This is a genomic window from Amycolatopsis sp. cg13 (assembly GCF_041346965.1).
Lineage (GTDB): Bacteria > Actinomycetota > Actinomycetes > Mycobacteriales > Pseudonocardiaceae > Amycolatopsis.
In genome coordinates this window covers 5,159,156-5,180,223 of the sequence record NZ_CP166848.1, presented here as the reverse complement: position 1 = coordinate 5,180,223, position 21,068 = coordinate 5,159,156, and the positions used below count along the sequence as shown (strand labels likewise).

Annotated in this window: 22 protein-coding genes; 20 read left to right on the top strand and 2 right to left on the bottom strand. The window is 69.0% G+C overall.

Features of this window, described 5'->3' with window-relative positions; all coding sequences use genetic code 11:
• The first annotated feature begins 22 nt into the window (after positions 1-22).
• From AB5I40_RS23850 to AB5I40_RS23835, 4 genes are all read left to right on the top strand, one after another.
• The gene (locus AB5I40_RS23850; RefSeq protein WP_370932301.1) at positions 23-367 is read left to right on the top strand and encodes a hypothetical protein; all 345 of its coding nucleotides are present in this window, start codon (positions 23-25) and stop codon (positions 365-367) included.
• Positions 368-458: 91 nt separating this feature from the next.
• A complete protein-coding gene (locus AB5I40_RS23845) occupies positions 459-1,973 on the top strand; it encodes a M1 family metallopeptidase (RefSeq protein WP_370932300.1) in 1,515 nt (504 codons plus the stop codon).
• A gap of 57 nt (positions 1,974-2,030) precedes the next feature.
• Positions 2,031-2,690: a hypothetical protein gene (locus AB5I40_RS23840; RefSeq protein WP_370932299.1), complete on the top strand. Its 660-nt coding sequence runs from the start codon at positions 2,031-2,033 to the stop codon at positions 2,688-2,690.
• 9 nt (positions 2,691-2,699) lie between these two features.
• Positions 2,700-3,164, top strand: a complete 465-nt coding sequence (locus AB5I40_RS23835; RefSeq protein WP_370932298.1) for a DUF3592 domain-containing protein — start codon at positions 2,700-2,702, stop codon at positions 3,162-3,164.
• 78 nt (positions 3,165-3,242) lie between these two features.
• On the opposite strand, the gene AB5I40_RS23830 is transcribed toward AB5I40_RS23835, so the two are convergent.
• The gene (locus tag AB5I40_RS23830; RefSeq protein WP_354750209.1) at positions 3,243-4,076 is read right to left on the bottom strand and encodes an inositol monophosphatase; all 834 of its coding nucleotides are present in this window, start codon (positions 4,074-4,076) and stop codon (positions 3,243-3,245) included.
• Positions 4,077-4,300: 224 nt separating this feature from the next.
• Between AB5I40_RS23830 and AB5I40_RS23825 the strand changes: the two genes are divergently transcribed.
• Positions 4,301-5,371 (top strand): glycosyltransferase family 4 protein, encoded by a 1,071-nt coding sequence (locus tag AB5I40_RS23825; RefSeq protein WP_370932297.1) that lies wholly within the window; start codon positions 4,301-4,303, stop codon positions 5,369-5,371.
• A gap of 3 nt (positions 5,372-5,374) precedes the next feature.
• Positions 5,375-6,478, top strand: a complete 1,104-nt coding sequence (locus AB5I40_RS23820) for a glycosyltransferase (protein ID WP_370932296.1) — start codon at positions 5,375-5,377, stop codon at positions 6,476-6,478.
• 3 nt (positions 6,479-6,481) lie between these two features.
• On the opposite strand, the gene AB5I40_RS23815 is transcribed toward AB5I40_RS23820, so the two are convergent.
• On the bottom strand, positions 6,482-6,940 hold the full coding sequence (locus AB5I40_RS23815; RefSeq protein WP_370932295.1) for a MarR family winged helix-turn-helix transcriptional regulator: 459 nt from the start codon (positions 6,938-6,940) through the stop codon (positions 6,482-6,484).
• A gap of 90 nt (positions 6,941-7,030) precedes the next feature.
• Here AB5I40_RS23815 and AB5I40_RS23810 point away from each other — a divergent pair, with 90 nt between their 5' ends.
• The 14 genes from AB5I40_RS23810 to nuoK all read left to right on the top strand — a co-directional run bounded on the left by AB5I40_RS23810 (position 7,031) and on the right by nuoK (position 21,055).
• Positions 7,031-7,678, top strand: a complete 648-nt coding sequence (locus AB5I40_RS23810; RefSeq protein WP_370932294.1) for a DUF4386 domain-containing protein — start codon at positions 7,031-7,033, stop codon at positions 7,676-7,678.
• 10 nt (positions 7,679-7,688) lie between these two features.
• Positions 7,689-8,378, top strand: a complete 690-nt coding sequence (locus tag AB5I40_RS23805) for a demethylmenaquinone methyltransferase (RefSeq protein WP_344288263.1) — start codon at positions 7,689-7,691, stop codon at positions 8,376-8,378.
• Between the two features lie 9 nt (positions 8,379-8,387).
• On the top strand, positions 8,388-9,683 hold the full coding sequence (locus AB5I40_RS23800; RefSeq protein WP_370932293.1) for a geranylgeranyl reductase family protein: 1,296 nt from the start codon (positions 8,388-8,390) through the stop codon (positions 9,681-9,683).
• Between the two features lie 664 nt (positions 9,684-10,347).
• Entirely contained in the window at positions 10,348-10,758 is a 411-nt protein-coding gene (locus AB5I40_RS23795) for an NADH-quinone oxidoreductase subunit A (protein ID WP_037818926.1), read from the top strand.
• 4 nt (positions 10,759-10,762) lie between these two features.
• A complete protein-coding gene (locus AB5I40_RS23790) occupies positions 10,763-11,311 on the top strand; it encodes an NADH-quinone oxidoreductase subunit B family protein (protein WP_009072052.1) in 549 nt (182 codons plus the stop codon).
• 6 nt (positions 11,312-11,317) lie between these two features.
• Positions 11,318-12,079, top strand: a complete 762-nt coding sequence (locus tag AB5I40_RS23785; protein ID WP_370932292.1) for an NADH-quinone oxidoreductase subunit C — start codon at positions 11,318-11,320, stop codon at positions 12,077-12,079.
• Positions 12,076-13,407 (top strand): NADH-quinone oxidoreductase subunit D, encoded by a 1,332-nt coding sequence (locus AB5I40_RS23780; protein WP_370932291.1) that lies wholly within the window; start codon positions 12,076-12,078, stop codon positions 13,405-13,407. The genes AB5I40_RS23785 and AB5I40_RS23780 overlap by 4 nt, the downstream gene beginning before the upstream one ends.
• Complete coding sequence (nuoE, locus tag AB5I40_RS23775; RefSeq protein ID WP_370932290.1) at positions 13,404-14,267, top strand: NADH-quinone oxidoreductase subunit NuoE; 864 nt, start codon at positions 13,404-13,406, stop codon at positions 14,265-14,267. Before AB5I40_RS23780 ends, nuoE begins: the two co-directional genes overlap by 4 nt.
• Positions 14,267-15,550 carry an NADH-quinone oxidoreductase subunit NuoF gene (nuoF, locus tag AB5I40_RS23770; RefSeq protein ID WP_370932289.1) on the top strand — a complete coding sequence of 428 codons (1,284 nt, stop codon included), beginning with the start codon at positions 14,267-14,269 and terminating at the stop codon, positions 15,548-15,550. Before nuoE ends, nuoF begins: the two co-directional genes overlap by 1 nt.
• Entirely contained in the window at positions 15,547-18,009 is a 2,463-nt protein-coding gene (locus AB5I40_RS23765; RefSeq protein WP_370932288.1) for an NADH-quinone oxidoreductase subunit G, read from the top strand. The genes nuoF and AB5I40_RS23765 overlap by 4 nt, the downstream gene beginning before the upstream one ends.
• Positions 18,006-19,352, top strand: a complete 1,347-nt coding sequence (nuoH, locus tag AB5I40_RS23760) for an NADH-quinone oxidoreductase subunit NuoH (RefSeq protein WP_370932287.1) — start codon at positions 18,006-18,008, stop codon at positions 19,350-19,352. Before AB5I40_RS23765 ends, nuoH begins: the two co-directional genes overlap by 4 nt.
• Positions 19,339-19,884 carry an NADH-quinone oxidoreductase subunit NuoI gene (gene nuoI / locus AB5I40_RS23755; protein WP_182890363.1) on the top strand — a complete coding sequence of 182 codons (546 nt, stop codon included), beginning with the start codon at positions 19,339-19,341 and terminating at the stop codon, positions 19,882-19,884. The genes nuoH and nuoI overlap by 14 nt, the downstream gene beginning before the upstream one ends.
• On the top strand, positions 19,881-20,759 hold the full coding sequence (locus tag AB5I40_RS23750; RefSeq protein ID WP_370932286.1) for an NADH-quinone oxidoreductase subunit J: 879 nt from the start codon (positions 19,881-19,883) through the stop codon (positions 20,757-20,759). Before nuoI ends, AB5I40_RS23750 begins: the two co-directional genes overlap by 4 nt.
• Positions 20,756-21,055, top strand: coding sequence for an NADH-quinone oxidoreductase subunit NuoK (nuoK, locus tag AB5I40_RS23745; RefSeq protein WP_033291119.1), 300 nt, complete (start codon positions 20,756-20,758; stop codon positions 21,053-21,055). Before AB5I40_RS23750 ends, nuoK begins: the two co-directional genes overlap by 4 nt.
• The last annotated feature ends 13 nt before the right edge of the window (positions 21,056-21,068 follow it).

Sequence of the window (21,068 nt, the reverse complement as noted above, 5' to 3'; positions counted from 1 at the left end):
GCCGGTGAAAATGGGGGATTTCGTGAACGAGGCGGACCTGCGCCCGCGAGGCCGGTGGGCCTGGTTCAGCGCGGCGGTGGCGGCGCTGGCCCTGATCGGGCTGGTGTGCTCGTATTTCTCGTCGTTTCTGGTGCTGGCCAGCGACAACTGCTTCGCCGGGGACAGCAGGGCGATCTGCAGTGCGGCCGGGCAGCAGGCGGTCGCCTCGCTGCCGTGGGTCGGCTGGTTCGCCGCGATCGGCGGCTCGTTCGCGATGGCCGGGCTGGCCGTGCGGCGCGGGTGGGGGCCGTGGCCGGGGCTGTACGCGGGCCCGATCCTGTACGGCATCCCGATCGCCATCGCGTGGTGGATCGCCGAATCCGGGTGATCTTCCCAGTGGGTAAGAACCCGTCGTTCGGACGTACCTGCCAGGTGCTCACGTGGATACGTTCGGTCGCATTGGCCACCTTGGAGGAACAATGCGATCGAGAACTCGGGCCGGGATCGGGGCGGTTGCGGCTGGAGTCGCGACGGTGCTGCTGGCGGGCACCGCTTCGGCAGTGCCGGCACCGGGCGCGCCCGGCGTCGGCGACCCGTACTACCCGAACGCCGGCAACGGCGGCACCGACGTGCAGCACTACGACATCCGCGTGAGCTACCAGCCGGAGACCGACGTTCTGTCGGGCACCACGACGCTGCTGCTCACCGCGACGCAGGACCTCTCGCGGTTCGACCTGGACTTCGCGCTCAAGGCGTCGAACGTGCTGGTGAACAACCGGCCCGCGCAGTTCGCGAACCAAAACGGCGACGGCGAGCTGGTGATCACCCCGGCGCAGCCGCTGCTGAAGGGCCAGTCCGCGACGGTCGTCGTGAGCTACTCCGACAGCCCGTCGACGGAGAAGGTCGGCGGACTGAACACGTGGAAGAAGGGCGCTTTCGGGGCGCTCGGCGTCGACGAGCCGCAGAGCGCGCAGTGGTGGTTCCCCTCCAACGACCATCCGACCGACAAAGCGACTTACGACGTGTCGATCGAGGCTCCCGACGGCCTCTCCGCCATCACGAACGGCACGCTCGTGCGCAAGACCAAGAAGCGCGCGGGCTGGACGCGGTGGAACTGGCGCAGCACCAAGCCGCAGGCGACCTACTTGACGTCGTTCATCGTCGGCAAGTACGACGTGGTCCAGTCCACCACGCCGGACGGCAAGCCGTTCATCACCGCCTACGGCGCGGATCTCGGCGACTCGCTCGACGCGGCCAAGGCGAGCGTGGAGCGGACGCCGGAGGTCGACGAGTTCCTGGCGTCGAAGTTCGGGCCCTACCCGTTCGAGGCCGAGGGCGGCGTCGTGACCAGCGGAATCACCTTCTCGCTGGAAAACCAGACCCGGCCGACGTACGGCGCGCGCAACTTCGCTGCCGGCTCCAACACCACGCTGATCGCGCACGAGAACGCACACCAGTGGTTCGGCGACAACGTTTCGCTGGGCAAGTGGAGCGACATCTGGCTGAACGAGGGCTTCGCGTCCTACGCCGAGTACCTGTGGTCCGAGCACCAGGGCGAGGGCACGACCGCGGAACTCGCGCAGTACGCGTACGACTCTTACGCCGCCGACGACCCGTTCTGGCAGGTCCTGCCGGGCGACCCGGGCGAGCCGAAGCAGTTCGACCGCGCCGTGTACGACCGGGGCGCGATGGCCGTGCAGGCGCTGCGCAAGACGGTCGGCGACGACGCGTTCTTCTCGATCCTGCAGCAGTGGCAGGTCGCGAAGGCGGGCAAGGCGGCGGTGATCCCGGACTTCGTGGCGCTCGCGGAGAAGGTGTCGGGCAAGCCGTTGCAGGAGCTGTTCCAGACCTGGCTGTTCACCAAGGGCAAGCCTGCCGTCGGTCCTAATGGGACGGTCGCGGCCCGGGCGTTCGCCGCTGCTCCGGCGAAGCCGAAGGCGTGGGACCAGATCCAGGCGAACCACCGCGCGCTGGCCGAGGCCGACCGGCACTGAAATTCGCTTGCCTGGCCGCGGGATCCTGGAGAGTTCCGCTCTCTGCAGGAGGATTCGGTGGCCATGAAAGTGCGGGCGCAGCTCCGCCACGCCCGGCTCGACGGCCGGGAGTGGCGGGTGCTGCGCCCTGCTCCCGCTCTGGATACCGCGGTGTTGTACGAAAACGACCGGTATCCGCAAATGTGCGTCGACCGCCGCGCGGCGTATCGGATCGGGGCGTTGTGGCTGCTGGCCGCGCGGTCCCGGCATACGGTCATCCACCTGCCGTTGCGCGCTGGCCGGACTCCCGCCGCGCCGGAGCACACCGGTCGTCCGCTGGATCTCGTACTGAGCCAGCACACCGCGCAGCTGCGGGCATCGCACTGGCCTCGGCTGAGGGCGGCGCTTGGCCCGGCCCGGCCGCACACGGTGCGAATCCCGGCTGATCGGCGTCCGGTGGAGCGGCCGCACTGGCGGACCCGGGACCGGCTGTACGACCGGATCCACGCTGACACGCTGTTCCTGACCGGCAGCGCGGCAGTCTTCCGATTCACGGCGGAGTACTTTTTCGACCTCGCCTTCCTCGCTCCGGGCTCTGCCCCGGGCGAGGAAACTCCGCACCACGCGTGTTCGGACCTGAATTGCACAACTCAGGTGCTGGTCAATACGTACAGCCTGCACGTGTTTTACCGGGCGCATTGGCTGCCGCGTGCCGAGCTGGTCGGCGCACCCGACTAAACTCTCGGTGTGGCAGCCAGGAGTGTGCAGGCACGGCGGATCGGGTGGTTCGCCGTGTTGGGCGTAGCCGTGCTGCTCACCGTGATGTGCGTGAGCCTGGTTTTCGCCGCGTTCCGCAACGACAACGCCATCGAATCGCACCTGGGCACCGCGACCGCGACGGTCGAGTCGGTGGCGTTCGATCGCACGATCATCCAGTACCAGACGCCGGACGGCATCGTGCACAGCCCGCCGACCGGGGTGCTGTATCCGTCGGGCCTCGCCGCCGGCCAGCTGGTGGCGATCGAGTACGACGCGACCAACCCGGAACTGACCCGCGTCGCCGGCCGGACGGCGACGCTGACGCTGCTGCCAGTGGGGATGACGGTGCTGATCACGTGGCTGGTCGCGGGCCCGCTGCTGTGGTGGCTGCGTCGGCTGATCAAGCGGGACCGGTCCGCTGCCGCTCCGGAACCGATCCCCGCGAAGGTCTGATTCTTCGGCTCAACGTTCGTGAGGGCCACCCTCACGGACTCTGATTCCCTCAGGGTTCCCCTCACGTACTTCAGGCACTCAGGTCCCGACGGTTTCCTGCCACCAGCCGAGGACCTCATCAGCCACGCCAGGGGCGGCGACCAGCAACCCGTCCGTAGGCAGCGCCGCGTCCTCCCCGTGCTTGTCTAGCACCACCGCGCCCGCCTCGATCGCCATCGCGACCGACCCCGCGACATCCCATTCGTGGTAGCTGTGCAGCACCGCCGCAGCCGCGTGCCCCAGCGCGACCTGTGCGATCGACAGCGCGGCCGACCCCAGCACCCGCACCCCGGCGTGCGCGGCCGCCGCTCGTTCGATGAACTCGCCCATTCCCGGCCACGGGCCCTTGCGCGCCAACTCGGTGCAGACAATCGCCCCGGCCGTACCCGAACGGTCCACCAGCTTCAGCGGCTTCCCATTGGCCCGGGCACCGCGGCCGCGGGCAGCGGCGTAGATCTGCGCCCGGTACGGGTCCGCGACCACGCCCACCACGGGGCCGCTCGCGTCGACCAGGGCGAGGCTGTACGCGCACCAGGGCACTCCGGCCACGTAGTTCGCCGTGCCGTCCACCGAATCGACCACCCAGCGGTATTCCGCGACGTCCGCGCCGTGGTCTGCGCCGAATTCGTGGCCTACCACCGGGATTCCGGGGAACTCGGCGGTCAGCACGCGGCGGGTGTGCCGTTCCAGGATCCGATCGGTGTCGGTGACCCAGTCGAACGGCGAATCCAGCGTCGCCGGGTGCGCGCCGCGGCCGGCGGTCGCGGTGATCACGTCGGTGGCGTCGTTCGCCAGCCGCCCCGCGACCTCGAGCGCTCGGGAGAGCAGCCCGGGTTCGACGGGCCGCGACGGCCTGGAAGACAAGAGGGTCATGCCTGCTTAGTCTGGGCGGTCCTGGTGTCCGGGACACGACCGGAAGATGACATGTCGTGGCGAATTCTTCGACGGTCGGCGCCCGAGCGCGGACGCTGCGGAGTGTTTCGCCACCGTTGGCCGGTCGGTTACGCGGGATTGGCCCGCCCTGCCTGCGGTTTTGCGACAGTGACGCCGTGCGAGTCGCCATAGTCACCGAAAGTTTCCTGCCCCAGGTGAACGGCGTGACGAATTCCGTCCTGCGGGTCGTCGAGCACCTGGTCGAATCCGCGCACGACGTGCTGGTCGTCGCGCCGGGGCCGGGCCCGGCGAGTTACCGCGGCGCTCCGGTCGTCCGCATTCCGGCGCTGGACTTCCCCGGCGTGAACTCGCTGCCGATCGGCCTGCCGACGCGCACCGTGCTGACCGCGCTGGCCGATTTCGGCCCGGACGTCGTGCACCTGGCCTCGCCGTTCGTCGTCGGCGCGCGCGGGCTCGCCGCGGCCAGACGGCTGCGGGTGCCGTCGATCGCGGTCTACCAGACCGACATCGCCGGGTTCGCCACGTCGTACGGCTTCGGCATCGGCGCGCGGGCGGCCTGGCGCTGGGTGCGCCGGCTGCACTCGCGAGCTGACCGGACGCTCGCGCCGTCCTCGGACTCGATCGAACAGCTGAAGCTGCACGGCGTTCCGCGCGTGCATCGCTGGGCGCGCGGCGTGGACATCAGCCGGTTTTCCCCGGTGCACGCGGACCCGGCGCTGCGCGCGGAACTCGCGCCGAATGGCGAGCTGCTGGTCGGCTTCGTCGGACGGCTCGCTCCGGAGAAGGAGGTCGACCGGCTGACCGTGCTGGCCGGGATGCCGGGGGTGCGCGTGGTCGTGATCGGCGACGGACCGGAGCTGCCTGCGCTGAGGGAACGGTTGCCTGGCGCGGCTTTCCTTGGTGCGAAATACGGCGACGAGCTGTCGGTCGCGTACGCGAGCCTCGACGTCTTCGTGCACACCGGGCCGCACGAGACGTTCTGTCAGGCGGTGCAGGAAGCGATGGCGTCCGGGCTGCCGGTGCTCGCGCCGGACGCGGGCGGGCCGAAGGATCTGGTGTTGCCTGGCCGGACCGGGTATCTGCTGCCCGCTGATCGCGAGTCGTTCGGCCCGGCGCTGGTGTCCAAGGTCGACGACCTGCGGGACGCGGCATTGCGGGCGCGGCTCGGCGAGAAGGCGCGGAAAGTGGTGCTGGGCCGGACGTGGCCCGCGGTGTGCCGGGAGCTGGTCGGGCACTACGAAGCGGTACAGGGCCGAGTCGCGCGTGCGGCTTGAGCCATGCACATCGTCCAGCTGGCGAACTTCTACGGACCGCGGTCCGGCGGGTTGCGGACCGCGCTGAATCACCTCGGCGCGGGGTACGTCGCCAGCGGGCATCGGGTGACGCTGGTCGTGCCGGGGCGGCGGTACGCGGTGGAAAGCCTGCCGACCGGGGTGTGCCGGTATTCGTTGCCCGCCTTGCAGATTCCCGGCACCGGCGGCTATCGCGCGGTCGACCCGCAGCGGGTCCGGGCGGTGTTGCGGCGGCTTGAGCCGGACCGGCTGGAGGTGTCGGACCGGCTGACGTTGCGGGGGATGGGCGTCTGGGCTCGGCGGAATGGCGTGCCCAGCATGGTGATCTCGCACGAGCGGCTGGACCGGTTGCTGGAGCAGTTTCTCTTGCCGGGGGCGATGGCTCGGCACGTCGCGGATGTCGCGAATCGGCGGATGGCGGCCTCGTACGACACGGTGGTTTGCACTACTGCCTTCGCGCACGCGGAGTTCGAACGGATCGCCGCGCCTAACGTCCGGCGGGTGCCGTTGGGGGTGGATCTGGCTACCTTCGCGCCGTCGATGCGGGATTCGGGATGGCGGACGGCGTTGGCCGGTGGCGCTGACGCGTTGATTGTCCATTGTGGTCGGTTGTCGCCGGAGAAACACGTTGAGCGGAGCGTGGATACGGTCGCTGAGCTGACTGAGTCCGGGGCACGGGTGCGGTTGGTGATCGCGGGGGACGGGCCTCGGCGGCGGGCGTTGGAACGGCGGGCCAGGGGCTTGCCGGTGACGTTCCTCGGCTTCTTGGCTGGACGCGGCGATGTGGCTCGGTTGCTGGCCAGTGCGGATGTTTCGCTGGCTCCGGGGCCGCACGAGACGTTCGGGTTGGCGGCTTTGGAGGCGCTTGCTTCCGGTACGCCGGTGGTGGTTTCGGCGTCCTCGGCGCTGCGGGAGATCGTGCGGCCCGGGTGCGGGGCGGCGGTGGATGACTACGCGCCCGCTTTTGCCAGTGCGGTGACCGGGTTGCTGGACAGTCCAGAGGAGCTTCGGCGCGCGGCCGCCAGAGCGCGAGCCGAGGAATTCGCGTGGCCGAACTCAGTCCGCGGAATGCTCGCCGCGCTGGGCTGACAACTAGCCGCGGTAGCCGGGGTGGATGCCGGGGGTGAGTCCGCAGTCCTCGGCGACTCGGCCGAGCAGTCCGCGCAGCACTGAACGTTCCTCTGTGGACAGTGCCGCCATCATCTCGTCTTCATGCGCCGCAGCGGCTTTCGCCAGCGCGGCCATCGTTTCTTGGCCTTTGTCGCTGAGGAAAACCGCGTAAAGGCGACGGTCTTGCGGGTTGCGACGGCGTTCGATCAGGCCCTGCTGCTCCAGGCCGTCGACCAGTGCGACCAGCCGGGTGGGTGGCGTGCCCAGTTCGGCGGCCAGCACCTGCTGGCTCTCGCCGGGGCGGCGCGCGATCGCCCGGAGCAGTCCGGTCTGGGGCGGCGTCAGGCCCAGGTCCGCGACGCGCTCGGCGAAGCGCTGGGTCGCGTGTGCGCCCAGCTGGGCCAGCAGGAAGGCGCTGCCGAACGTCGGGGGTCCTTGCATGCCCTGAACCGTATCGCTTGACAATCCATTACACCAGTGTAATCGTTACAGTGGTGAAACTAATTGACCTGGAGGTTTGCCATGACGACCATGACCAGACAGCAGGGCGGCCCGCCGCTATTGGCACCGGCGCTGGCGTTCGGGGTACTGACCGTCGCGTCGGCGGTCCTCGGGGCGGCGGGGACGCGGCCGGATTCCAGCGCGGCGGAGGTCGCGGCGTATATCGGCGGCAACCAGGGCGTCGTGCAGTTACTCGCGTTCGCGGTGTTCGGCGCGTCGGTTCCGCTCGCGGTGTGGGCTGCGACGGCCTATCGCCGACAGCGGCGGCTCGGGGTCGCGGCACCGGGCGCGGTGATCGGACTCACCGGTGGCGTGCTGTCCGCGGCCGCGCTCGCGATGAGCGGGCTGATCACCTGGACCGCCGCGCAGGCCAGTGACACACCCGCAGTGGCGAGGGCGTTGACCAGCCTCGCGTTCGCGTCCGGCGGGCCGGGGTTCGTGGTGCCGCTGGCGTTGCTGATCGCTGGGATCGCGGTGCCCGCCTTGTTCCTGAACCTCTTGCCGCGCTGGCTGTCGATCGCTGGGCTGGTGGTCGCCGCGGCGGCCGTGCTTGCCTCGCTGTCGCTGCTGACTCCGGCGCTGTATCCGCTGATCCCGGTCGGCCGGTTCGGCGGGCTCGCCTGGCTGATCGCCGCCAGCGTCCTGCTCCCGCGCGACCGCGCGGCACGGACGGACTAATCTCGGACCCATGCCCCGAGCGAGCCTGGACAAGGATCCGCACGAAGTCGCCGCGATGTTCGACGGCGTCGCGTCCGGTTACGACCGGGCGAACTCGTTCATGACGTTTGGGTTCGACAGGCGCTGGCGCACCACCACGGCGCGCGTGCTGGACGCCAAACCGGGCGAGAAGGTGCTCGACCTGGCGGCGGGCACCGGGGTGTCCACCGTCGAGTACGCGCGCGGCGGCGCCTGGTGCCTCGCCGCCGACTTCTCCGTCGGGATGCTCAAGGCTGGCCTGCACCGGAACGTGCCGATGGTCGCCGCGGACGCGATGTGCCTCCCGTTCGCCGACGACAGCTTCGACGCCGTCACGATCTCGCTCGCGCTGCGGAACTTCGTCGACACCAAGGGCGCGCTCGCGGAGATCCTGCGCGTGGTCAAACCGGGCGGCCGGCTGGTGATCTGCGAGGTCTCAACGCCTTCCTTCGCTCCCATCCGGTTCATCTACCGGCGGTTCATCCTCAAGCTGCTCACCTGGGTCGGCAGCCGGTCCTCGACGAACCCCGAGGCCTACTCCTACCTGGCCGAATCGATGCTTGCCTGGCCCGATCAGCGCGGGCTCGGGGAGATCATCGCGAGTGCGGGATGGACCGAGGTCGAGTGGCTGAACCTCACATTCGGCGTCGTCGCGATCCACCGCGCGCGCAAGCCTGCCTAAACTCGCGGTATGACGACCTCGCGCCGCCGCAGCCCAGACCACGACGCCGAAGTGATCGTGGTCGGGGCTGGACCGGCTGGTTCGACCGTGGCCACCTATCTCGCCCGGGCGGGCGTGGACGTACTGCTGCTGGAGAAAACCGTCTTTCCGCGCGAGAAGGTGTGCGGCGACGGTCTCACCCCGCGCGGCGTGAAGCAGCTGATCGACCTCGGCCTCGACACCAGCGAGGAAGCGGGCTGGGTGCGGAGTCGGGGGCTGCGGATTCTCACCGGGGATCTGACGCTCGAGTTCGACTGGCCGGACCTCACTGACTACCCGCCGTACGGGGTGTCTCGGACTCGGCACGACTTCGACGACCTGCTCGCGAAGACCGCGGTGAAGGCTGGGGCTCGGTTGTATGAGCGGACCACGGTCACCGGGGCGATCACCAATGCTTCCGGCCGGGTTGTCGGTGTTGAGGCGAAGGTCGGGCCGGAGAAGACTCCCGTTAGTTATCGGGCGCCGTTGGTGCTTGCCTGCGACGGGGTGTCGGCTCGGCTTGCGTTGAGTGTCGGGATTGACAAGAACGAGAAGCGGCCGATGGGGGTCGCTGTTCGGCGGTACTACAAGAGCCCCAAGCATGATGATCCGTTCATCGAGGGGCATCTTGAGCTGTGGGATCGGTCTGATCCTCGGGATCCGAAGCTGCTGCCTGGGTATGGGTGGGCGTTCCCGCTGGGCGATGGGACGGTCAACGTCGGGCTGGGGATGCTGTCGACTTCGGCGTCCTTCCGGAACACCGACTATCGCGCGCTGCTGCGGCAGTGGCTTGACGGGACGCCTGAGGAATGGGGTTATCGCGAGGAAAACGCCATCGGCAAGGTCGGTGGGGCTGGGTTGCCGATGGGGTTCAATCGGACTCCGCATTACCGCGACGGGCTGCTGTTGCTCGGCGACGCCGGGGGCATGGTGAGTCCGTTCAACGGCGAGGGCATTTCCGCGGCGATGGAGTCGGCGCAGCTCGCGGCCGAGGCTGTCGTACAGGCGCTGGCCCGGCCGGAAGGCCCGTCGCGGGAACGCGCGCTGGAGGGGTACCCGCGTGCTGTCGGCGAGCTGATGGGCGGGTACTACCGGCTCGGGAACGTGTTCGCGAAGCTGATCGGGAAGCCGAAGATCATGCACGCGGCCACCAAGTACGGGTTGCGGGTCAACAAGCTTCTTCCCTTGGTGTACAAGGGACTTTCCGGCTGCTATGACGCCCGCGGCGGCGACGGAGTGGACCGGCTGATCGCGGCTCTCGCCCGCGCCACCCCCAGCCCGCGCTGACCTCAGCCTGGCGCGCGCTGCCGAGGTACGTGAGGGTTCCCCTCACGAACTTCCGCCGGAACGAACCGCCGCCCCCGCGCTACTGAGAAACCCCCAATGTGGCATTGGGTGCGTCAGACGCACCGAACGCCACATTGGGTGCGTGACATGCACCCAATGCCACATTGGGGCGCTTGGGGCCGGGCGTGACGGGGCGTTCGGGGACCGGGTTTCGGGGCGGCACAGGCGTTCCGGGACCGGAGCATTACCCGGCTGGAGCAATCGGTTGTCCGGCCGGTCAGTGTGATACGTCACAAGATCGAGTCGGCCGGGAGTCTCGGCGCGGTTCTTGAAGAGGCCTTTACCGCTGGTCTCGCCATTGCGGGGCGGGGTGGGCCTGGGAAACCGGCCGGTCAAGTAAGGGCGGCCTTAGTCCGCAACCCCTCGGGACAAGAGTGTGACTCACGTCCTACACTCCCCCCATGCTTTGTGAATCGCTTCACAACCGCGACTCGTCGCTTGTGAACTATTTCACAAGCAGACGGTGGGCCGGACACGGGCCGTAAGGGCGCCCTGACCCTCGGCGGTGTGACCCAGCTCCCTTAGGGTGCGCAACCGAGGACTCGGACCACCACCCGAGAACAACCCGCAGCGGCGCGGAAAGGATGGCGAAGACCCCGTGCTGATGGTGCCCGTGCTGGCGCAGGCCGATCCCGGACCGGCGGCGCCCGGACTCAACGTGTATCTGCCGCTCGTTCTGCTTTTCGTGCTCGCGGCGGGGTTCGCCGTGTTCTCCGTTCTGCTGGGGCCGCTCGTCGGGCCGAAGCGGTACAACCGCGCGAAGACCGCGGCGTACGAGTGCGGCATCGAACCGTCGCCGCAGCCGCTCGTCGGCGGCGGCCGGATGCCGGTGGCCTACTACATCACGGCCATGCTCTTCATCCTGTTCGACATCGAGATGGTGTTCCTCTACCCGTTCGCGGTGAACGCCAACGCACTCGGTGTCTTCGGCCTGGTGGAGATCGTGCTGTTCATCGTGACGGTCGGGTTCGCGTACGCCTACGTGTGGCGGCGCGGCGGCCTGGATTGGAACTGAACCCATGGGCCTGGAAGAAAAACTCCCCAACGGCATCCTGCTGGCCAGCCTCGAGGGACTGGTCAACTGGGCACGCAAGAACTCGCTGTGGCCGGCGACCTTCGGGCTCGCCTGCTGCGCGTTCGAGATGATGTCGGTCGGCGGTTCGCGCTACGACATCGCGCGCTTCGGCATGGAGCGGTTCTCCGCGACCCCGCGCCAGGCCGACTTGATGATCGTGGCCGGCCGGGTCACTCAGAAGATGGCCCCGGTGCTGCGCCAGATCTACGACCAGATGGCCGAGCCCAAGTGGGTCCTCTCCATGGGCGTCTGCGCCTCGTCCGGCGGGATGTTCAACAACTACGCCGTCGTGCAGGGCGTCGACCACATCGTGCCGGTCGACATGTACCTGCCGGGCTGCCCGCCGCGGCCGGAGATGCTGCTCGACGCGATCCTCAAGCTGCACGCCAAGATCCAGGACGAGCCGATCAACGCCCGCCGCGCCGCGATCCGCGCGGCCAGCGGGGCCCGTACCGAGCTGATCCCGTCCTCGATCAAGTACGCGAAGAAGTGAGCACCGGTGCCTGAGAACCCCGAAGAGACTCCCGAAACCGGCGGCCCGCAGTCCAGCGCGGAGCGGCCCGAAGCCGGACTCGAAGCACACGGCCCGGGAGCGGCCGAACCGGTCGTCGCCGGTCGCGAGCGCAAGGGCATGTTCGGTGTCCGCGGCAGCGGGGACACCTCCGGTTACGGCGGCTTGCGGCTGCCCGCGTACAGCCCGCCGCCCGCGGAGCGTCCGTACGGCGGCTGGTTCGACGAGTTCGCCGACGAGTTCATGGCGGCCTTGGCGGACAACAAGATCCCGCCGTCGGCGGTCCTCCAGACCACGGTTGACCGCGGCGAGATCACCTTCTACGTCAGCCGCGAGCACCTCGTCGACATCGCCAAGGTGCTGCGCAACGACCCGGGCCTGCGGTTCGAAATGCTGCTGGCGGTCACCGGCGTCGACTACGGCGTCGATGTTCCGCAGCGGATGCACACGGTCTACGACTTCCTGTCGATGACCTACCGCCGCCGGATCCGGCTCGAGATCACCATGGACATGGACAACCTGCACGTCCCGTCCCTGGTCCCGGTCTACGCGACGGCGGACTGGCACGAGCGCGAGGCCTACGACATGTTCGGCATCGTCTTCGACGGCCACCCCGGGCTGACCCGCATCTTCATGCCAGACGACTGGGACGGCTTCCCCCAGCGCAAGGACTACCCGCTCGGCGGGATCCCGGTCGAATACAAGGGCGCGGAAATCCCGCCGCCGGACCAGCGGAGGTCGTACTCGTGACCATCAACGACGAAACGACGGAAGCCGAGTACGCGGAAGTCCGGGACACCACCGAAGGCCCCGTCTACCACGTCTCCGGCGGAGACTGGGATGAAGTTCTCGGCGACGCCCAGCACGACGACCGCATGGTCATCAACATGGGCCCGCAGCACCCGTCCACGCACGGCGTGCTCCGGCTCGTGCTGGAGCTGGAAGGCGAGACGGTCACGCAATTGCGCGCCGTGGTCGGCTACCTGCACACCGGCATCGAGAAGAGCGCGGAGTTCCGCAACTGGACCCAGGGCGTCACCTTCGTGACGCGCGCGGACTACCTCGCCCCGCTGTCGAACGAGATGGCCTACTGCCTCGCCGTCGAGAAGCTGCTCGGCATCAAGGCTCCGCCGCGCGCGGAGATCCTGCGGGTGCTGCTCCTCGAACTCAACCGGATCACCTCGCACCTGGTGTTCATCGCGACCGGCGGCATGGACCTCGGCGCCACCACCGCGATGACGCTCGGCTTCCGCGAGCGCGAAGAAGCCATGCACCTGCTGGAGTACCTGACCGGGCTGCGGATGAACCACGCGTTCATCCGGCCCGGCGGGCTCGCGCAGGATCTGCCGGAGGACTGGGCCGAGAAGGTCCTCGACTTCTGCAAGATCATGGACAAGCGGCTTCCGTTGTACGACAAGATGTTCACCGGCCAGCCGATCTGGCGCAACCGGCTCAAGGACGTCGGCGTGCTGCCGCTCGACGCGTGCCTCGAACTCGGCGTCACCGGCCCGGTGCTGCGCGCCGCCGGCCTGCCGTGGGACCTGCGCAAGACCGAGCCGTACTCGCGCTACGACGAACTCGAGTTCGACATCCCGACCTCGACCGACGCCGACAGCTGGGCGCGGTATCTGCTGCGGCTGGAGGAAATCCACCAGAGCCTGCGGATCATGAAGCAGGTCGCGAAGATGGCCGAGCCCGGCCCGGTCATGGTGGAGGACAAGAAGATCGCCTGGCCCGCGCAGCTGTCCATCGGCAGCGACGGCATGGGCAACTCGCTCGGCCACGTCAAGAAGATCATGGGCCAGTCGATGGAATCCCTGATCCACCACTTCAAGCTCGTCACCGAGGGCTTCCACGTGCCGCCGGGCCAGGTCTACGCGCCGGTCGAATCGCCGCGCGGCGAGATCGGCGCGCACCTGGTGTCCGACGGCGGCACCCGTCCGCTGCGCGTGCACCTGCGGGAGCCGAGTTTCGTGAACATGCAGGCAATGCCCGCGATGGCCGAGGGCGGCCTGGTCGCCGACCTCGTCGTCGTGATCGCCTCGATCGACCCGGTTCTGGGGGGAGTTGACCGATGACGAACCCGACCGCAGTCCCGGAGCCGGGTCCGCACGACGCGACGAAGACGTACGCGGCCGCGGGAGCCGACACCGATGTCGCCGCGATCGCGCCCGACCCGTCGCTGGCCGAGGACATTCTCGCCGACACCCCGGCGGTGGACGTGTTCGACGCGGACACGCACCGCGAGGCGAAGGAAATCATCGCCCGCTACCCGATGTCGCGTTCGGCGCTGCTGCCGATGCTGCACCTCGTGCAGTCGGTGCAGGGCTACGTGAGCCAGGAAGGCATCGCCTTCTGCGCACAGCACCTCGACCTGACCGACGCCGAGGTCAGCGCGGTCGCGACGTTCTACACCATGTACAAGCGCCGTCCGTGCGGCGAGCACCTGGTGAGCGTCTGCACCAACACGCTGTGCGCGGCGCTGGGCGGCGACGACATCTACAAGAAGCTCCAGACGCACCTCGGTTCGGCGGAAAAGCCGCTGGGGCACGAGGAAACCGCGGGCACTCCGGGTGAGCAGGGCTCGATCACCTTGGAGCACGCGGAATGTCTCGCCGCGTGCGACCTCGGGCCGGTGCTCCAGGTCAACTACGAGTACTTCGACAACCAGACGCCGGAGCAGGCGGTCGCGCTCGTCGATGCGTTGCAGGCAGGCAAAAAGCCCGCCCCGACGCGCGGTGCGGCACTGACCGACTTCAAGGGTGCGGAGCGGCAACTCGCCGGATTCTGGCCGGAGAACGAGGTCGCGTACCGCAGTGCGGTGGACGGTCCGTCGCAAGCGGTCGAGACCTTGCGCGGCGCGCAGATCGCGGCCGACCGCGGCTGGTCCGCTCCCGGCATGCAGGACGTCCCACTCCCCGAAGTGGAGAAGAAGTAATGGCCGATCCCATCACTCCGGTCCTCACGAAGCGCTGGCTGTCCCCGGAATCCTGGCGCATCGAGACCTACGAAGCGCTCGAGGGCTACACCGCCGCGCGCAAGGCGCTGGCCGCCACGCCCGAGCAACTCGTGCAGGTGGTCAAGGACTCCGGACTGCGCGGCCGCGGCGGCGCGGGCTTCCCGGCGGGCGTGAAGTGGTCGTTCATGCCGCCCAACGAAGACAAGCCGCACTACCTGGTGATCAACGCCGACGAAGGCGAACCCGGTACCTGCAAAGACATTCCGCTGATGATGGCGGACCCGCATTCGCTGCTCGAGGGCTGCATCATCGCCTCGTACGCGATGCGGTCGCACCACTGCTTCATCTACGTCCGCGGCGAGGCGCTGCACTGCATCCGCCGGCTCAACGCGGCCGCGCGCGAGGCGTACGCGAAGGGCTACCTCGGCAAGAACATCTTCGGCAGCGGCTGGGATCTCGAGCTGACTGTGCACGCCGGGGCTGGCGCGTACATCTGCGGCGAGGAAACGGCGCTGCTGGACTCGCTCGAAGGCCGCCGCGGCCAGCCCCGGCTCAAGCCGCCGTTCCCCGCCGCCGCCGGGCTGTACGCCGCGCCGACGACGGTGAACAACGTCGAGACCATCGCGAGCGCGTCGTACATCATCAACGCCGGTTCGTCGTGGTTCCGCGAGATGGGCCGCGAGAAGTCGCCCGGTCCGAAGATCTACTCGATCTCCGGTCATGTCGAAAAGCCCGGCCAGTACGAATGCCCGCTCGGCACCACGCTGCGCGAGCTGCTGGAGCTGGCCGGCGGCATGAAGGACGGCATCCCGCTCAAGTTCTGGACTCCGGGCGGTTCGTCGACCCCGATGTTCACCGCCGAGCACCTCGACGTCCCGCTCGACTTCGAGGGCGCGGCCGAGGCCGGTTCGATGCTCGGCACCACCGCGGTGCAGGTCTTCAACGAGACCGTTTCGGTGCCGTGGGCGGTCATGAAGTGGACGCAGTTCTACGAGCACGAGTCCTGCGGCAAGTGCACCCCGTGCCGCGAGGGCACGTACTGGCTGGCGCAGATCCTCGAGCGGATGGTCGAGGGGCGCGGCACCGAAGAGGACATCGACACCCTCCTCGACGTCTGCGACAACATCTTCGGCCGCTCGTTCTGCGCGCTCGGCGACGGCGCGGTGTCGCCGATCCAGAGCGGCATCAAGTACTTCCGGGACGAGTTCCTGGCTCTGTGTGAGAGCAACAAGCGAGAACTGGTGGGAGCGCAGGCATCATGACGATCGCCCCCGACAAGCCTGAGACGGCTGAAACGCCGGTCCCCGAAGGTCACGTGAAGCTGACCATCGACGGCGAAGAGGTCATCGCGCCCAAGGGCGAATTGCTGATCCGCACCGCCGAGCGGCTCGGCACGAGCATCCCTCGGTTTTGCGACCACCCGCTGCTCGACCCGGCGGGCGCGTGCCGCCAGTGCCTGGTCGAGGTCGAAATGGGCGGCCGTCCGATGCCGAAGCCGCAGGCCTCGTGCACGATGACGGTCGCCGACGGCATGGTGGTCAAGACCCAGCTCACCTCGCCGGTCGCGGACAAGGCGCAGCAGGGCGTGATGGAGCTGCTGCTCATCAACCACCCGCTGGACTGCCCGATCTGCGACAAGGGCGGCGAGTGCCCGCTGCAGAACCAGGCGCTCGCGCACGGCCGCGCGGAATCGCGATTCGTGGACACCAAGCGCACGTTCCCGAAGCCGCTGCCGATCTCGTCGCAGGTGCTGCTCGACCGGGAACGCTGCGTGCTGTGCCAGCGCTGCACCCGGTTCTCCGACCAGGTGGCGGGCGACCCGTTCATCGCGCTGCTCGAACGCGGCGCGCACCAGCAGATCGGCACCGCGGAAACCGCCGACGTGCTGGACCTCGCCTCGCGCACCACCGGCGGCGAGCCGTTCCAGAGCTACTTCTCCGGCAACGTGATCCAGATCTGCCCGGTCGGCGCGCTCACCAGCGCGGCGTACCGGTTCCGGTCGCGGCCGTTCGACCTGGTGTCGGCGCCGAGCGTGTGCGAGCACTGCTCGTCCGGCTGCGCCGAGCGCACCGACTTCCGGCGCGGCAAGGTCCAGCGCAAGCTGGCCGGCGACGACCCGGAGGTGAACGAGGAATGGCTGTGCGACAAGGGCCGCTTCGCGTTCCGGTACGTGCAGGCCGGTGACCGGATCCGCCGTCCGCTCGTCCGCAACGAGCACGGCGAGCTGGAGGAAGCGTCCTGGACCGACGCGCTCCGGACCGCAGCCGAAGGGCTGCTGAAGGCCCGCGAGGGCAAGGGCGGCGCGGTGCTCACCGGCGGCCGGCTGACCGTCGAGGACGCCTACGCGTACTCGAAGTTCGCCCGGATCGCCTTGCGCACCAACGACATCGACTTCCGCACCCGCGCGCACTCGGACGAGGAGCTGGCGTTCCTCGGCTCGACGGTCGTGGGCACCACGCCGGAGACCGGCGTGACGTTCGGCGAGATCGAGCGGGCGAAGACCGTGCTGTGCGTGGCGTTCGAGCCCGAGGACGAAGCGCCGATCGTGTTCCTGCGACTGCGCAAGGCGGCCCGCAAGAACCGCACCCGCGTTGTCCACTTGGGACAGTGGACAACCTCCTCGGTGCGCAAGACCTTCGGCGAACTGCTGGCCTGCGTCCCCGGTGGCGAAGCGGCCGCAGTGGACGGCATCGCGCAGCACGCGGCCGACGTCGACGCGGCGCTCAGCGGCGAGGGCGCGGTGATCCTGGTCGGCGAGCGGGCCGCGGAGATCCCCGGGCTGTTCTCCGCACTGCTGCGGCTCACCGCCCGCACCGGAGCCCGGCTGGCGTGGATCCCGCGCCGCGCGGGTGACCGGGGCGCGCTCGAAACCGGTTGTGTCCCAACGCTTCTGCCGGGCGGTCGCTCGGTCTCCGACGACGCGGCTCGCGCCGAGGTCGGCAAGCAGTGGGGCGCCGAGCTTCCGGCCGGACCGGGCCGCGACGTCACCGGAATCCTCCAGGCCGCTTCCGGCGGACAGCTGGACGCGCTGGTGGTCGGCGGCGTCGACCCCAACGACCTGCCGGACCCGGACCTGGCCCGCCGCGCGCTCGACAACGTCGGATTCGTGGTCAGCCTGGAACTGCGGGCGAGCGAGGTCACCGAACGGGCCGACGTGGTCCTGCCGATCGCCCCGGCGGTCGAGAAGTCCGGCAGCTACCTCAACTGGGAGGGCCGCCGCCGCGACTTCGACATCACGTTGGAGGGCACCGGTTCCCTGTCAGACGGCCGGGTGCTCGACACGCTGGCCGTCGAGATGGACGCCGACCTGTTCACCCAGACCCCGGCGGCCGCCGCGGGCGACTTCGCGAAGCTCGCGCCGGTCGCCCCGTCGGTGATCGCACCTTCGGTCGCCGCCTCCACGGCCCCGGTCCCGAACGGCAAGGCAGTGCTCGCCACCTGGCGGCAGCTGATCGACAACGGCTCGCTGCAGGACGACGAACCGCACCTCAAGGGCACCCAGCGGCCGCCGGTCGCGCGGCTTTCGGCGAAAACCGCCGAAGGACTCGGCGCGACGGTCCGGGTGTCGAACGAGCGCGGGTCGATCACCCTGCCGGTCGAGGTCGCCGACCTGCCGGACGGCGTGGTGTGGCTGCCCGGCAACTCCGACGGCTCGGCCGTCCGCGCCGCACTCGCCGCCGGACACGGCGCGCTCGTGCAGATCTCCGGAGGTGACCAGTGAGCCCGCAGCTCACGCAGTTCCTCGCCGAGTACCCGGACGCGGCCGAACGCGCCCGGCTGCTCGCCGACGACCCGTGGTGGCTCGTCCTGATCAAGGCGGTCGTGGTCCTGCTGATCGGGCCGGTCCTGACGATCTTCCTGATCGTGTGGGAGCGCAAGGCGATCGGCCGGATGCAGAACCGGCCCGGCCCCAACCGGGTCGGCCCCGGCGGTTACCTGCAGTCGCTCGCCGACGCGGTCAAGCTCCCGTTCAAGGAGCAGATCATCCCGGACACCGCCGACCGCAAGGTGTACTTCCTCGCGCCGGTGCTGTCCGCGGTCCCCGCGCTGATCGCGCTGTCGGCCATCCCGTTCGGCCCGGTCGTCTCGATCTTCGGGCACCGCACGGTGCTGCAGCTGATGGACCTCCCGGTCGGCGTGCTCGTGATCCTCGCCTGCTCGTCGGTCGGCGTGTACGGGATCGTGCTGGCGGGCTGGGCTTCCGGCTCGCCGTACCCGCTGTTCGGCGGCATGCGCTCGGCGGCGCAGGTGATCTCCTACGAGATCGCGATGGGCCTCTCGATCGTCGCGGTGATCCTCTACTCCGGTTCGCTGCAGACGTCGGAGATCGTGCAGGCGCAGACGCACGGCTGGTACTTCTACATGCTCATCCCGAGCTTCGTGATCTACGTGATCTCGATGGTCGGCGAGACGAACCGCGCGCCGTTCGACCTCCCGGAGGCCGAATCCGAACTGGTCGGCGGGTTCCACACCGAGTACAGCTCGATGAAGTTCGCGATGTTCTTCCTCGCCGAGTACGTCAACATGGTGATCGTCTCGGCGTTCTGCACCACGCTGTTCCTCGGCGGCTGGCGGTTCCCGTTCGTCGGCGACGATTCGCCGCTGAACCAGAACTGGTGGCCGATCCTCTGGTTCTTCGCCAAGACCTTCCTCCTGCTGTTCGGCTTCATCTGGCTGCGCGGCACGCTGCCCCGGCTGCGGTATGACCAGTTCATGCGACTGGGCTGGAAGGTCCTGGTCCCGGTCAACCTGGTGTGGATCGTGGTCGTGGTCGCGATCAAGACCATCCAGTGGAGCTGGCCGCAGATCCTCGTCGGCGTCGGCATCGTGCTGGTGGTGCTCGTGCTGCTGAGCCTCGCGCTGCCGGACAAGAAGCTGCCCGAATCGGACTACGTCGACCTGGCCGGAAGCGGCTACCCGCTGCCGCCGCTGGACCTGCGGGTCCCGGACGCGACGCCGCGGCAGAAGGCGCTGGCCAAGGCGGAGGCGAAGGCCGCGCGGCGCAAGCCGGCCGGCGTCACCGCGGCGGCCGCACAGGAAGGAACAGAAGATGGCGGCAACTGACTTCCTCAATCCCATCAAGGGATTCGGCGTCACCTTCGGGATGATGTTCAAGAAGGTCGCGACCGAGGAGTACCCCGAGGCGGGCGCTCCGGCCGCACCGCGCTACCACGGCCGCCACCAGCTCAACCGGCATCCGGACGGGCTGGAGAAGTGCGTCGGCTGCGAGCTGTGCGCGTGGGCGTGCCCGGCGGACGCGATCTTCGTCGAGGGCGGCAACAACACCGACGAAGAGCGGTACTCGCCGGGCGAGCGATACGGCGCGGACTACCAGATCAACTACCTGCGCTGCATCGGCTGCGGCCTGTGCATCGAGGCGTGCCCGACCCGGTCGCTCACCATGACCAACTTCTACGAGCTCGCCGACGACGACCGGCAGCGGCTCATCTACACCAAGGAAGACCTGCTCGCCCCGCTGCTGCCGGGCATGGAGCAGCCGCCGCACCCGATGCGGCTCGGCGACAACGAGCAGGACTACTACGTGAACGGTCCCGAGCTGGCCGCGAACGCGCAGCAGCAGGAGGCGAAGAAGTGATCGCCGCCCTTCTCGCGCAGGCACCGGCGTCCGGCGTCGACGCGTCCGTGACGACCGGCGAGGCCATCGCGTTCTGGATCCTCGGCCCGCTCTCGCTGCTGGGCGCGCTCGGGATGATCTTCTCCCGCAACGCCGTGCACTCGGCGCTGTGGCTGGTGCTCACGATGCTGACGCTGGGCGCGCTGTACATGACGCAGTCCGCGCCGTTCCTCGGGTTCACCCAGATCATCGTCTACACCGGCGCGATCATGATGCTGTTCCTGTTCGTGCTGATGCTGGTCGGCCGGGACAGCTCGGACTCGGTGGTCGAAGTCCTTCGCGGGCAACGGCTCGCCGCGTCGGTGCTCGGCATCGGGCTCGCCGCGCTGATCGCCGCGGGCGTGTTCCGCGCGATGGTGAACGTGACCCCGGCCAAACCGCTCGACCCGTACCAGCAGACCGGCGGCGGCCCCGGCGGTCTCGGCCGGCTGATCTTCACCCAGTACCTGTTCCCGTTCGAGCTCACCTCGGCGCTGCTGATCACCGCCGCGCTCGGCGCGATGGTGCTGGCCTTCACCGGCCGCACCGGCAAGACCAAGCTCTCCCAGCGCGAACTGGTCAAGCTGCGCTTCCAGGGCAAGCACGACCGCCCGTCGCCGCTGCCCGGTCCCGGCGTGTTCGCCACCGCCAGCTCGGTGTCGACCCCGGCGCTGCTGCCGGACGGTTCGGTCGCGCCGGAATCGCTGTCGGAGATCATCGAGTCCACCTCGGCGATCCGGCTCATGCGCGAGCGCAAGCTCATCGCGGACGAGGGCCCCAAGCCCGACGCGCACGCACTGGTCGGCGGAGCCGAAAAGGCCGCGCCCGCCGAGGAAGAAGAAGGGGACGGAAAGTGACCCCGAGCTACTACCTGCTGCTGTCCGCGCTGTTGTTCTGCATCGGCGCGGTGGGCGTGCTGGTCCGCCGCAACGCGATCGTCGTGTTCATGTGCATCGAGCTGATGCTGAACGCGGTGAACCTGACCCTGGTCACCTTCGCCCGCATCAACGGCGGGCTGCACGGCCAGGTGATGGCGTTCTTCGTGATGGTGGTCGCGGCCGCCGAGGTCGTGGTGGGGCTGGCGATCATCATGGCGATCTTCCGCACCCGCCGCTCGGCTTCGGTCGACGACACGAACCTGCTGAAGTACTGAGGGAGACGACCGA